Here is a 13062-nt window from a genome sequence, read left to right as displayed (position 1 = left end):
CCATAATACAAAGACCTCCCCGAGCAGCTTCCTACATTCTCATTATAGTGGAGCGTAAATAGGGAGTCAAATAAAACTCTTCTTAAATAATAATTATTATAAATTTTAAAAGCATCGCGCTCGCATGCTTCATCAGCGAAGGAGAAACAAACGCCTCAAACCCGGCTGCCACCGTCATCACAACACCCATAATTAAGATCAGCGCGCTGTATACAAAAAAGCGGGGATACAATGCACCGCCTTTCTTCATAAAACGCGATTGGATAAGATGCAGAGAAAACGAAATACCTGCCGTCGCTACAATAATCATCGCCGGAATGACCAGCAGGTTTTGCGGCAACACAGAAACCGCGGCGAAATATAGCCCCTTCCACTGCAACTGGTTCACCAAAAAACCGACCGTAAACCCGACTACGACACCCTTTAGAAACACCATTATGAGAATGAGCGGAAGACCGATAATAGAAAGTCCGAGAATCCACATAAAACCTATATACTTCAGGTAATGGCCGAGCGAACTTTGAAAGCTGCGCAGCGGGTCGGTAATATCATCGTTTGTGAGCTCATGGAAAAACTGGCTGACATACATGAACAACTCCTGCTTTTGCGTCATGCCGAGCGAATTGACGACGACGGCGCCAAAGCCAACCCCCATAATGAACAGCACAATGGTAAACAAATAGAGCGATGAATTCTCTCGCACATTCTGCTGTAATGTTTGTCCAATTTTACTCCTTACCAATGGGAATCCCCCCTGTCCGTCTCTTATCACGATATATATGAAAGACAGGGGAGACGTATTACTAGACGTATTACTCAAGCGCGATTTTTCCGTAAATCCCGGCGCCACCTTCCAGAAACATCACTTCGCCGCGTCGGCTGCGGTCAATGTTCTCCGCGACAGCCGTACCCACGACGTTAGCCAGTTGCTCCACCGTTGCATGGTGTAAAATTCGCATTTCTGTTCCAAAAGCGTTCAGCAACCTTTGCATGCGTCCTGGGCCAAGGCCCGGGACGAACTCCAGCGGAATATGGTAGCGGTACGGCGGCCGGTGCGCTGGATGCGTACCGGCCGCCTGTGTTGAGATCTGCAAAAAGCGTTCGTATACGCCTCGCGTAATGACCTTTTTTCCTTCCTTGCCGCAATGCGGGCAGCGCAGCGCATCGGATTGCGCAATCAATTCTTCGCAGTTCGTACAGCGCGTGCGGTAGTATTTCCCCAACTGCGGATGCAAACCATAATTTGTGCGCACACCTCTTCCATCCCGTCGCCTGAGCGCCAGACACAACTCGGAAAAATCCGGGCGCTGAACGCGCAAGTCCTGGTATTCGCGAGCGATTTTCCCTACGGAATGAGCGTCCGAATTTGTCACAAATGTAAGACCGCTAAGCTCCTGTATGCCATCTGCCAAATTCGAGTCGGAACTTAAACCTAGCTCAATCGCAGCAAATCGATTCACATCGATAACGGATGACAGCCGATCAACACAGGCCCCGTATACGCTCTTATGTGGCGTAAAGGCGTGCGCCGGGATTACAATACCGCCCAGCGAATCCACGTGCGTCACGAGCTCATCCAGGTCCGCATACACACGTTGAGTGCTCAAGTGAATATTTTTTACTTTGGTGTGATACCAACCACGAAACGCAGCAAACGCGGCGCGATCCGGCAAATAAACAAGAAAATGCGCCAGCCCAGCTCCGACTTTAAGCTCCACTTCCACGCCGGCAATCAGCGTGACTTCCCCTTCCGGTATCCGGTACACATAACCGCCACCCGGCAATTCCTGCATACGGCCCACTCTGATATGAGTGTCGATTTCTTCCTGTACCTCTGGAGAATGGCAATCGATGACGCCGATCATATGCATTCCTTTCCGTTTTACAGCCTCCTCCACGATAGCCGTAAGCGTCAAGCTGCGCGAAGCCGTAATTTTCACCGGGCGATCCCGCATCGTGCGGCCGATATGAATGTGCAGGTCAGCGAAACACTCGTTCATATACGCTGTCATTTTGCATTCAACTGCCAAGCATAGACAGCAAGAATGGTCTTCGCGTCGCGAATGTCGCCGCTAGCGATCAACCGCTGCGCTTCCTCAGGCGTGACGTACATTACTTCTACAAACTCGTCCTCATCCGGCTGTGCCGTCCCCGGTTTTGCCCCTTCCGCGCGGTACAGATGAACAATTTCGTCAGCAAAGCCCGGCGAGGTATAAAAAGAAGCCACATGGCGGAGCGAGGCGCACGTATATCCCGTTTCCTCCTGCAATTCCCGGCGCGCGCACGCTTCTGGATTTTCTCCCGGCTCCAACTTTCCGGCCGGGATTTCCACAAGCATCCGCTCCAGCGGCTTCCGAAACTGACGCACCATCACCATTCTATTGTCATCGGTTATCACCATCACCGCGACCGCCCCCGGGTGATTAACGATTTCGCGCTTGGCGGTTTTTCCGTTCGGCAACTGCACGTCATCGACTTTTACTTTGATAATTTTTCCATCATAAATGGTTTGGCTTGCTACGGTTTTTTCCATCATAACTTCTGTGTTCATCCTTTCCGGTATGATCTTCCCCTCTATTGAAGCATATTCAGGAGAACAAATCCATTTTTTTCATCTCTTCCCGTTTCAAGCACCTCATCCATATGAAGCGTGCAGCATAATACATATGGGCAAAAAATGCAGGATCATCTTCTATCGTACGGCCCATAGACACGAGCGGAACAGGATACGATTCAGTTATATTCCGCCATATTTCCATATCTTTCGGTTCATGAAATACGATCGTATGCCGTACGGATTGATCTTGCAATTGTCCAATTAGTTTTGGGTGATGTTCAACATTCAGCACAAGCGGTACTTCCGGAACAAAACGAAGCACCGTAAGCGTATGATGACTAATACCTGTATGACGCTCGCGCCCGTCAGCGAAACTAACTCTTGGAATTAGCACAGGAAGTCCGCCCAGCTTATGAGCCGCTTCAATAATCGTAATCTGTTCCATTCCGCTAAATCCGAATTTCGTCCCTGTGCCAGCCACACCCGGCCCTGGTGCCACGACAATAACATCTGCTTTCCATACATATTTGGCCGCCAAAAGCGCTGTGTACAAGTTTACGCATTCTGTCTGTCCCCCGAAAGCATGACCGTATGTGAGCGTACCAGTTAACATGCTGGCAGACTGCAAATAACGAACATGGTCGCTGAGCGCGAGCGGCAGCGCTCCTCCTTCGCTCATGATATAGCAGACACGCGGCATTTTACTTTCTCCCGCCCGGCGCCACAAATGCCATAGCGAAAGCACAAACGCCGGGAGCATGCTATGAACCTCGCCGATAACGACCGGAATCCTCCCTAATGTTTTACCCTCTACCTTCTGGAAAATTTCGTGGTATTCGCTTTCCTTCTCTTCTACTGATTGTACGGTATGCTGAAAAGGGGTATAGCGCATTTTCACGATGTGCCCTTCGCGCCGAACCTCTCCTCTGCCTGATAACGGCGTCCCCTCCGGGCTTAGTCTCGCTGTGACAAAGTGTTTGCCGCCGCTGTCCAATCCAAGTTCCACAGCGGTCGTATTGACAATGACACACTCTTCTGGGCTTGCGCGCCCCGTCAGCTCAGGATAGTTAAGCGCCAACGCCACCTCTTCATTCACAAGTCGAACCTCAAGCTCCTGTAACGCTTCCTCGTCCCGCACGATCCGCATGACCGTGCCGTATGACCATGCAATCATGCAATCCCTCCTTTTCTACAGGAAGAATATGCATGTAGAGAGCAGGAAAGGACAAAAAAGTAGATAGGATAATATCTTATTCTTATCGCTTTACCGCTTGTTCGCAAAGCGCCACGACAAGTTCAGCCGCTTTCACCAGCTCCTCCACTGGAATTTTTTCGTTTGTTGTATGGATGTCTTCATAGCCGATGGCAAGATTGACCGTCGGAATGCCATGGCCGGACAGAATATTGGCGTCACTGCCACCGCCGCTCGCAAGAAGCCGCGGCTCACGCCCGATCGCTTTTACTCCGGCGATTGCTTGCTGCACGACCGGATCGTCCTCCTTGAATGCAAATCCAGGATATGCAAGCGCAATCGCAACTTCAGCTGTAGCTCTAAATTCCGCCGCCGCTTCCTCAAATGCGCGCTTCATCTTTTCCGTCTGCGCGTTCAGTTTTTCTTCCACCAGGCTACGTGCCTCGGCCATAATTTCGACCTGATCGCAAACAATGTTAGTCGGGCCGCTGCCTTGGAAGCTGCCAATATTCGCTGTTGTCTCTTCATCGATACGGCCAAGCGGCATGCGGGAGATCGCTTTACTCGCCACCTGAATCGCGCTGATACCCGCTTCTGGATTCACTCCGGCATGAGCGGAGCGGCCCCGGATAGTAGCTGAGATTCTCGCCTGATACGGCGCAGCGATAATAATATCTCCCACTTTGCCATCACTGTCGAGCGCAAATCCGTATTCAGCCTGAAGCAACGAAGGATCAAACACTTTGGCTCCCATAAGGCCAGATTCTTCACCGACCGTAATCAAAAATTGCACCGTGCCGTGCGGCCTGTTTTGCTCTTTCAGCACACGGATTGCCTCCAGCATCGCCGCGATGCCAGCCTTGTCGTCGCTGCCGAGAATGGTTGTTCCATCGGAGACGATGTAGCCGTCCCGTATGCTCGGCCGAATGCCTTTGCCCGGCACAACCGTATCCATATGAGACGTAAAATAAATAACCGGGCAGTCTTTAATCGTTCCCTTCAATGTCGCGACTAAATTTCCGGCTGCATGTTCCGTTTTTTCCGCCGCGTCATCTTCGCTCACTTCAAGATCGAGCGCGGTAAACTTCTCTTTCAGTACATCGCAGATGATGCGTTCGTGCTTCGTTTCGCTATCGACGCGGACAAGTTCCATAAACTCTGCAACCATTCGATCTTGCTGAATCATCGTCCTGTTCCCACCTATTCTCTATATATTTTATACATTCTTATTCTTTACCAATTTTTGATGAAATTCAATAAATGATGTGCCCTTCCCCTTTAGCAGTATATCGTTTCAAGAAACATGAATCCGCTTGGTAGCTTTGTCATTTCTGTTATAAGATTTGTTGGCGGTACATCCCATAAGATTGATGAAGACGCTTTGGAAAACAGGGTAAAATGTTTGTGCACGCAGCGCTTAGGCTGTTGGACTAGTAAAAAAACCGGGGAAATCCCCGGTTTTCGCTATTATAATGGAAATTATAATGGAATATTGCCGTGCTTTTTCGCCGGTCGTTCCTCTTTCTTGTTGCGCAACATTTCCAGCGCTTCGCGCAACTTTTTACGCGTCTCGCGCGGGTCAATAACATCATCGACCATACCGCGGCTGGCAGCAACATAAGGGTTGGCAAAACGTTCGCGGTATTCTTGGATTTTTGCCTGCCTCGTCGCGGTCGGATTCTCGCTGTTCTCGATCTCCTTCGCAAAAATAATGTTGGCTGCACCTTCCGCGCCCATCACCGCGATTTCCGCATTCGGCCACGCATATACAATATCCGCGCCGATCGCTTTTGAATTCAGAGCCACGTACGCACCGCCGAACGCCTTGCGCAAAATGACGGTAATCTTCGGTACCGTCGCCTCGGAATATGCGTACAAAATTTTGGCGCCATGCCGAATAATGCCGCCGTGTTCCTGATTAACGCCCGGAAAGAAGCCGGATACATCCTCAAACGTAATAAGCGGAATATTAAACGAATCGCAGAAGCGAACGAAACGCGACAATTTGTCGGATGAATTAATATCAAGCCCGCCCGCCATAAATTTCGGCTGGTTTGCCACGATACCGACGCTATATCCGTCGATGCGGCCAAATCCAATCACAACGTTTTTCGCAAAATCCGGCTGAACCTCCATGAAGTCGCCGCCGTCAACAATCTTATAAATGACTTTGCGTACATCATACACCTTGGTCGGCGCGATCGGCACAATTTCCGCCAGGTCGTCATCCCAGCCGTCATCCTTCTCCTTAGGAGGTACGAAAGGCGGTTGTTCTTTGTTATTTTGCGGCAAAAAACTCAACAGGCGGCGCACCTGCTCCAGCATCTCCGGCTCGGACGGAGCAGTGAAATGCGCATTGCCGCTGACAGAGGCGTGTACCTTCGCCCCTCCTAAATCTTCAGACGAAATTTTTTCGCCGGTCACCGCTTCGATTACTTTCGGACCGGTGATAAACATCTGGCTTGTTTTTTCGACCATGCAGACAAAATCTGTAATCGCCGGGGAATATACCGCCCCGCCGGCACATGGCCCCATAATAACGGAAATTTGTGGAATGACGCCAGAATAAATCGAATTGCGATAGAAAATATGGCCGTAGCCGTCCAGCGATTCTACACCTTCCTGAATGCGGGCACCGCCCGAATCGTTCAAACCGATGACAGGAGCTCCTGTCTTTGCCGCCAGATCCATAATCCGCGCGATTTTCAGGGCATGCATCTCTCCAAGCGCGCCGCCGAACACGGTAAAGTCTTGGGAAAATACAAATACGAGGCGGCCATTGATTTTGCCGTAGCCGGTAACGACCCCTTCACCTGGTCCTTCGATCTTATCCATGCCGAAGTTGGTCGCCCGGTGCTCAATAAACGGGTTAAGTTCTACAAACGAATCTTCATCCAGCAGCAAATCAAGGCGTTCGCGTGCCGTCAATTTACCGCGGTCGTGCTGCGCGTCGATTTTTTTGTCTCCGCCACCCAATTCGACCTTACGGCGCCGCTCATACATTTCATCAATTTTTTCATACATGGTGCTCATATGTTAGTATAGCCCTCCTATCCTTGACGCTCCGCGGAAACAAATCCGTGCCGTTATCTCGCTTCTTTTCTATAACGGCCGGGATTCAGGACAAGCGGACGCTGGCTCTTTCGCACCGCGTCCGCACACAAAACATCCCCTATGTTCCGCGTTTTTCCTTTCTTTATATTTTAATGTTTATCCTCATGTCCAGCGGGTTCTGCGCTCTCCGCTTTCTGGCAAAGCTCCAGCAGCACGCCGTGCGTCGCTTTCGGATGCAAAAACGCGACCATATTGTTGTGCGCCCCTAGCTTCGGTGTATCACTGATAAGCTGCACACCTGCTTCTTTCAGCTTGTTCAGACGCTCTTGCTGATTGTCGACCTTGAACGCAATATGGTGGATACCTTCGCCTTTTTTGGCGATAAATTTGGCAATTGCGCTTTCTTCGCTTGTCGGTTCAAGCAATTCAATATACGTTTCGCCGATCTCAAGGAAAGCGACCCGTACTTTCTCGCTCTCCACCGTTTCAAATCCAACCAGCTTTAATCCGAGCATCTGGGTATAAAATTTTACAGATTCATCGAGGTTTTTCACCGCGATCCCGATATGTTCGATCTTTTCAGGAGCGTTCATCAATGGTTCGCTCCCGCCATTCCTTTCCATCACTTTATGGCGAATAAAATCGGCTGTATCTTTCGTATTCGTTCCCGGCGTAAACACCTTGGCGATACCCTGGCTTTCCAAAAATGGAATATCTTCATCCGGTATGACGCCGCCGCCAATTACAATAATATCATCTGCCCCCTGTTCTTTCAGCAAGCGAACAACTTCCGGGAACAGTTCATTGTGTGCGCCGGACAGGCAGGAAAGACCGATCACGTCTACGTCCTCCTGAATCGCGCTCGCTACAATTTGCGCCGGGGTCTGGCGCAGGCCGGTATACACCACTTCCATTCCTTCGTCACGCAACGCTTGTGCGATAACGAGCGCGCCCCTGTCATGGCCGTCAAGTCCTGGTTTCGCTACTAATACGCGTATTTTTCTCTCCATCTCTCTCATCCTCCCCCTTAAACTGGACGGTATTCGCCAAATTCTTCACGAAGCACGCCACAGATTTCGCCAATCGTCGCATACGCGCGGACAGCATCCAAAATGAGCGGCATTAGATTATCCGTGCCTTGTGCACCCTTACGCAGCGCTTCCAGCGTCTGCTTCACCCTATCGTTATCGCGACGCATCCGCAATTTTTCAAGCTTCTCACGCTGAATTTTACCAAGGTTCGGATCAACCCGTAAAAGCTCCGGCTGCTTCTCGTCTTCAATGCGGAAGCGATTCACCCCGACAACGACCTCTTCGCCGGACTCGACTTTCTTCTGGAATTCGTACGCTTTCTCATGAATTTCACGCTGCATGTATCCCTGCTCAACCGCGGCTACCGCACCGCCCATATCCTCAATTTTTTTCAGGTAATCGAGCACCTGAGCCTCAATCTGATCAGTCAAGCTTTCTACATAATACGAACCTGCCAGCGGGTCCACCGTGTCGGTCACACCCGTTTCATACGCAATAATTTGCTGTGTGCGCAACGCGATGCGGGCTGATTCTTCCGTCGGCAGCGCCAGCGCCTCATCGCGCGAATTAGTATGCAGGCTCTGCGTACCACCAAGAACGGCCGCCAGCGCCTGAATGGTCACGCGCACGATATTGTTGTCAGGCTGTTGCGCGGTCAGCGTGGAACCGCCCGTTTGCGTATGAACACGAAATTGCCAGGATTTCGGATTTTTTGCACCATACTTTTCTTTCATGAGGCGGGCCCAAATGCGGCGAGCCGCGCGGAATTTCGCGATTTCTTCAAAGAAATGGTTATGACCGTTAAAAAAGAAAGACAATTGTGGCGCAAATTCGTCAATATCAAGTCCTGCTTCCAGTGCGGCTTCGACGTATGCAATAGCGTCCGCCAGCGTAAAGGCGACCTCTTGCACTGCGGTTGAGCCCGCTTCGCGGATATGATAACCGCTAATGCTAATCGTATTCCATTTCGGCACATGCTTTGCACAATATGCGAAAATGTCAGTGATAAGGCGCATGGACGGTTTTGGTGGGAAAATGTATGTACCACGCGCGATATATTCTTTTAAAATATCGTTCTGAATCGTGCCGGATAGCTTCTCAGAGGGCACGCCCTGCTTCTCAGCTACGGCGATGTACATCGCGAGCAGCACCGCCGCTGGAGCGTTAATTGTCATGGAGGTGCTCACCCTGTCAAGCGGAATGCCATCCAGCAGAATTTCCATATCTTCAAGCGAATCAATGGCCACGCCCACTTTTCCGACTTCGCCTGTCGACATCGGATCGTCAGAATCGTAGCCGATTTGCGTCGGAAGGTCAAAGGCGCAGCTCAGGCCAGTCTGACCCTGCTCAAGCAAATATTTAAAGCGTTTGTTCGTTTCTTCCGCGGAGCCGAAACCGGCGTACTGGCGCATCGTCCAAAAACGTCCGCGGTACATCGTCGGCTGTACGCCGCGCGTGTATGGATATTCGCCAGGCAAGCCTACCTTTTTCATATATTCGTCGGTGAGTTCTTCCGGCAAATAAACCCGTTCCACTTCAATGCCTGATGAAGTTTCGAACTTCTCCTTGCGCTCCGGTACTTTGGCGAGGCGTTCTTTTACTTTTTCTTCCCACGCCTGAAGCGCTTTCTTTGCTTTGTTTTTACCCATGGTTTTCCCTCCTCATAGAACACTCCATATTGTTTCTCTTTCTTTTTCTATTTTGAAACAAAGGAATTGTTCCAATCTTTCTACATATTCTTCTTTTTTTCGTAAATTCCTGCCCTCCTTCGGCAAAATTTTGTATACGAAAAAAGGAGACCGGGGCTCCCGGTTCTCCATCTTAGCATCCACTTAATATATGCTTGTATGCGAACCATACGCTTCAAGCTTTTGTTTGACGCTTTGCAAAAAGCGTCCGCACACCAGACCATCGAGCACGCGGTGGTCAAGCGATAGGCACACATTCGCTATGTCACGAATGGCGATCATATCGTCGATGACAACCGGACGCTTGACAATCGATTCCATGCTAATGATCGCAGCCTGCGGATAGTTAATAATCGGCGCGGAAAGCACGGAGCCAAACGAACCTGTATTGTTGACAGTAAACGTGCCTCCTGACATGTCGTCCACCGTTAGCTTACCCTGGCGCGTCTTTGCGGCCAGTTCGTCTACCGCACGCGCCAATCCGTAAATGCTTTTCTGATCAGCGTCTTTAATGACCGGAACGAACAATGCATCATCGGTCGCTACAGCGATAGAAATATTAATATTTTTGCGCATGATGATTTTGTCGCCCGCCCAGACGGAATTCATGATCGGGAATTCCTTAATGGATTCCACAACCGCTTTGATAAAAAAGGGCAGAAACGTAAGGTTGAACCCTTCTTTGGCCTTGAACTCAGCCTTTAGGCTGTTGCGCAATTTGACGAGGTTGGTCATATCGACTTCAACCATCGTCCAGGCATGCGGCATCTCATGTTTGCTCTGGACCATACGATTCGCGATTGTTTTGCGCACGCTTGTAACCGAAATTTCCGTATCGCCCGGATAAACCGCCACTTCTGACGTGCTTACGGCAGGGCGTACAGTCGGGGACGGCGCGGTCTTAGGCTGCCGTTCTGTTAGCTGTTGCTGCACGGATAACTGCTCTGCCTGCGAAGCGCTCTCCCGCGCCGCTTCCGGCTGCTTTTCCTGTGTTGTGCCTTTTCTCTCAATCACGGCTAGCACATCCTTGCGCGTAATCCGTCCCTCTCTTCCTGTACCCTCAATCTGGCTTAAATCAATGCTATGTTCTTGGGCAAGACGCATCACTGCCGGTGAAAAACGTTTGCCAGCCGCTTTTGCTGCTGCCATGCTCACACCGGAAGCGGAACCGGCAGAAGCCGATTGCTTCGGCGCTTCAAACTCCGGGATGTCAGCCATCTGGGTTGCGATAGGTTCTTTATCTTCCGTTTCGATATAACAAATTAATTTTCCGACGGCAAGCGTGTCGCCTTCGTTCGCCACCAGCTCTTTGACGACCCCTTCCACCGTTGACGGAACTTCAGCGTTCACTTTATCTGTCGTCACTTCACACAACGGTTCGTATTTTTTCACCTTATCTCCCGGTTTTACCAGCCATTTGCTGATCGTGCCTTCCGTGACAGACTCGCCTAGCTGGGGCATAAGCACTTCGGTTGCCATAACGCGTACTGCCTCCTTTTTGCTTCTATACTATACATTTACTATGTTAAAACTCGGCCAAATCGCGCATTGCGACCATCACTTTCTCTGGATTGAGCATGAAGAATTTCTCCAGCGGCGGGCTGTATGGCATCGCCGGAATATCCGGACCAGCTAGGCGCTTAATCGGCGCGTCCAAGTCGAACAAGCATTCTTCGGCAATAATTGCCGCCACTTCCCCACCAATGCCGCCTTCCTTATTATCTTCATGAATGATAAGCACTTTTCCGGTTTTACGCGCCGCCTCTACGATGCTCTCCTTATCGAGCGGATAAAGCGTGCGCAGGTCAAGAATATGCGCACTGATTCCTTCCTCGGCCAGCTTTTCCGCTGCCTGTAAAGCGAAGTGCAACGTAAGGCCGTAGCTGATAACCGTAAGGTCCTCTCCTTCGCGCTTCACATCGGCTTTGCCGATCGGTACCGTGTAGTCCGTGTCCGGCACTTCGCCCTTAATCAGTCGATAACAACGTTTATGTTCAAAAAAGAGAACCGGATCATCATCACGAATCGCTGCTTTTAGTAACCCTTTTACATCATACGGAGTCGAAGGGGCCACTATTTTCAAACCCGGAACACTGTTGAACATCGCTTCTACGCTCTGAGAATGGTACAGCGCGCCATGCACACCGCCGCCGTAAGGGGCGCGGATAACGAGCGGGCAATGCCAGTCATTGTTTGAGCGGTAGCGCATTTTCGCGGCTTCGCTTACAATCTGGTTCACTGCCGGCATAATGAAATCAGCAAACTGCATTTCCGCCACCGGACGCATACCATAAGCGGCCGCGCCGATCGCCACGCCGGCGATCGCTGATTCAGCCAGCGGCGTGTCAATCACACGCTCTTCACCAAATTCTTCATACAAACCGTTCGTCGCGCGGAAAACGCCTCCACGCACGCCTACGTCTTCTCCTAATACAAATACGCGCTTATCACGCTGCATTTCTTCCCTTAGCGCCTGGGTTACCGCATCAATATAAGAAATAACTGCCATTCCATCTACCCCCTTATTCCGCGTATACGTGCCGCAGCGCGGATTCCGGCTCCGGATACGGCGCGTTTTCGGCATATTCGGTCGCTTCGTCCACCTCGCGGGTCACACGCTCGTTGATTTCTTGCTCTTTTTCTTCCATCAATACTCCGACTTCGCGCAAATAAGAGGCAAAACGAAGAAGCGGATCTTTCTTCTTCGCTTCTTCTACCTCTTCGCGCGAACGGTATGAGCGATCATCGTCATCGCTCGAATGTGGCACAAGCCGATACGTCACCGCCTCGATCAACGTCGGCCCTTCGCCGCGGCGGGCGCGATCCACAGCTTCTTTTACCGCTTTGTACACCTCAATCGGATCGTTACCGTCGATGGATACGCCCGGGAACCCATAGCCCTGTGCGCGCTCAGCCACGCTTTTGCAGCCGAGCTGCTTCGTAACCGGCACGGAAATAGCGTACTTATTGTTCTCGCAGAAGAAAATGACCGGAAGTTTATGCACACCGGCAAAGTTTGCCCCTTCATGGAAATCACCCTGGTTGCTTGACCCTTCACCAAACGATGTATAGACAACCGGATTTTTGTTGTCCATCCGTCCCGCAAGCGCAATGCCGACTGCGTGCGGCACCTGGGTTGTTACCGGACTAGATCCGGTCAGAATGTTATGCTTGCGGCTGCCGAAATGGCCTGGCATTTGACGTCCGCCGCTGTTCGGATCTTCCGCTTTCGCAAACGCGGATAGCATCATGTCTTTTGCCGTCATACCGAATACGAGTACGACGCCCATATCCCTGTAATACGGGCAGGCGTAATCTTTTTTCCGGTCAAACGCGAACGCCGCACCGACCTGGGCCGCCTCCTGCCCCTGGCAAGAAATTACGAACGGAATTTTTCCCGCGCGATTTAAAAGCCACATCCGCTCATCAATTTTGCGGGCCAAAAGCATGTAATAATACATATCCATAACTTGTTCGTCGGTTAAGCCTGCTGCCTGATGACGATTTTCCACCATTGCGGCTCGCCTCCTTATATATTTG

11 protein-coding genes are annotated in these 13062 nt (G+C 50.8%); all 11 read right to left on the bottom strand.

The features are described from left to right. Positions 1-82: 82 nt before the first annotated feature. The 11 genes from spoIIM to K3F53_RS05910 all read right to left on the bottom strand — a co-directional run bounded on the left by spoIIM (position 83) and on the right by K3F53_RS05910 (position 13037). Positions 83-742, bottom strand: coding sequence for a stage II sporulation protein M (gene spoIIM, locus K3F53_RS05960; RefSeq protein WP_220559734.1), 660 nt, complete (start codon positions 740-742; stop codon positions 83-85). 70 nt (positions 743-812) lie between these two features. After that, entirely contained in the window at positions 813-2012 is a 1200-nt protein-coding gene (locus K3F53_RS05955) for an endonuclease Q family protein (RefSeq protein ID WP_246615688.1), read from the bottom strand. Next, positions 2009-2536: an NUDIX hydrolase gene (locus K3F53_RS05950; RefSeq protein WP_269465341.1), complete on the bottom strand. Its 528-nt coding sequence runs from the start codon at positions 2534-2536 to the stop codon at positions 2009-2011. The genes K3F53_RS05955 and K3F53_RS05950 overlap by 4 nt, the downstream gene beginning before the upstream one ends. 52 nt (positions 2537-2588) lie before the next feature. Then, positions 2589-3731, bottom strand: coding sequence for a DUF3866 family protein (locus K3F53_RS05945; RefSeq protein ID WP_057899409.1), 1143 nt, complete (start codon positions 3729-3731; stop codon positions 2589-2591). Between the two features lie 82 nt (positions 3732-3813). Continuing rightward, on the bottom strand, positions 3814-4935 hold the full coding sequence (locus K3F53_RS05940) for a M20/M25/M40 family metallo-hydrolase (protein WP_220559717.1): 1122 nt from the start codon (positions 4933-4935) through the stop codon (positions 3814-3816). 293 nt (positions 4936-5228) lie between these two features. Continuing rightward, entirely contained in the window at positions 5229-6782 is a 1554-nt protein-coding gene (locus tag K3F53_RS05935; protein WP_091259967.1) for an acyl-CoA carboxylase subunit beta, read from the bottom strand. Between the two features lie 170 nt (positions 6783-6952). Continuing rightward, positions 6953-7813, bottom strand: coding sequence for a methylmalonyl-CoA epimerase (gene mce / locus K3F53_RS05930; RefSeq protein ID WP_057899412.1), 861 nt, complete (start codon positions 7811-7813; stop codon positions 6953-6955). 17 nt (positions 7814-7830) lie between these two features. After that, positions 7831-9483, bottom strand: a complete 1653-nt coding sequence (locus K3F53_RS05925) for an acyl-CoA mutase large subunit family protein (protein ID WP_091259969.1) — start codon at positions 9481-9483, stop codon at positions 7831-7833. Positions 9484-9666: 183 nt separating this feature from the next. Then, positions 9667-11001: a dihydrolipoamide acetyltransferase family protein gene (locus K3F53_RS05920; RefSeq protein ID WP_057899414.1), complete on the bottom strand. Its 1335-nt coding sequence runs from the start codon at positions 10999-11001 to the stop codon at positions 9667-9669. Between the two features lie 46 nt (positions 11002-11047). Continuing rightward, entirely contained in the window at positions 11048-12031 is a 984-nt protein-coding gene (locus K3F53_RS05915) for an alpha-ketoacid dehydrogenase subunit beta (RefSeq protein ID WP_057899415.1), read from the bottom strand. 13 nt (positions 12032-12044) lie between these two features. Further along, a complete protein-coding gene (locus K3F53_RS05910; protein ID WP_091259973.1) occupies positions 12045-13037 on the bottom strand; it encodes a thiamine pyrophosphate-dependent dehydrogenase E1 component subunit alpha in 993 nt (330 codons plus the stop codon). Between the last annotated feature and the right edge of the window lie 25 nt (positions 13038-13062).

The organism is Aneurinibacillus thermoaerophilus, from assembly GCF_019603355.1.
Taxonomy (GTDB): Bacteria; Bacillota; Bacilli; order Aneurinibacillales; family Aneurinibacillaceae; genus Aneurinibacillus; species Aneurinibacillus thermoaerophilus.
This window is presented reverse-complemented; position numbering and strand designations above follow the sequence as displayed.

Excerpts from the sequence above, each read along its gene's own strand:
- mce (WP_057899412.1), bottom strand. The coding sequence starts at position 7,813 with ATGGAGAGAAAAATACGCGTATTAGTAGCGAAACCAGGACTTGACGGC.
- K3F53_RS05920 (WP_057899414.1), bottom strand. The coding sequence starts at position 11,001 with ATGGCAACCGAAGTGCTTATGCCCCAGCTAGGCGAGTCTGTCACGGAA.
- K3F53_RS05940 (WP_220559717.1), bottom strand. The coding sequence starts at position 4,935 with ATGATTCAGCAAGATCGAATGGTTGCAGAGTTTATGGAACTTGTCCGC.
- K3F53_RS05955 (WP_246615688.1), bottom strand. The coding sequence starts at position 2,012 with ATGACAGCGTATATGAACGAGTGTTTCGCTGACCTGCACATTCATATC.
- K3F53_RS05935 (WP_091259967.1), bottom strand. The coding sequence starts at position 6,782 with ATGAGCACCATGTATGAAAAAATTGATGAAATGTATGAGCGGCGCCGT.
- K3F53_RS05915 (WP_057899415.1), bottom strand. The coding sequence starts at position 12,031 with ATGGCAGTTATTTCTTATATTGATGCGGTAACCCAGGCGCTAAGGGAA.
- K3F53_RS05945 (WP_057899409.1), bottom strand. The coding sequence starts at position 3,731 with ATGATTGCATGGTCATACGGCACGGTCATGCGGATCGTGCGGGACGAG.
- K3F53_RS05950 (WP_269465341.1), bottom strand. The coding sequence starts at position 2,536 with ATGATGGAAAAAACCGTAGCAAGCCAAACCATTTATGATGGAAAAATT.
- K3F53_RS05925 (WP_091259969.1), bottom strand. The coding sequence starts at position 9,483 with ATGGGTAAAAACAAAGCAAAGAAAGCGCTTCAGGCGTGGGAAGAAAAA.
- K3F53_RS05910 (WP_091259973.1), bottom strand. The coding sequence starts at position 13,037 with ATGGTGGAAAATCGTCATCAGGCAGCAGGCTTAACCGACGAACAAGTT.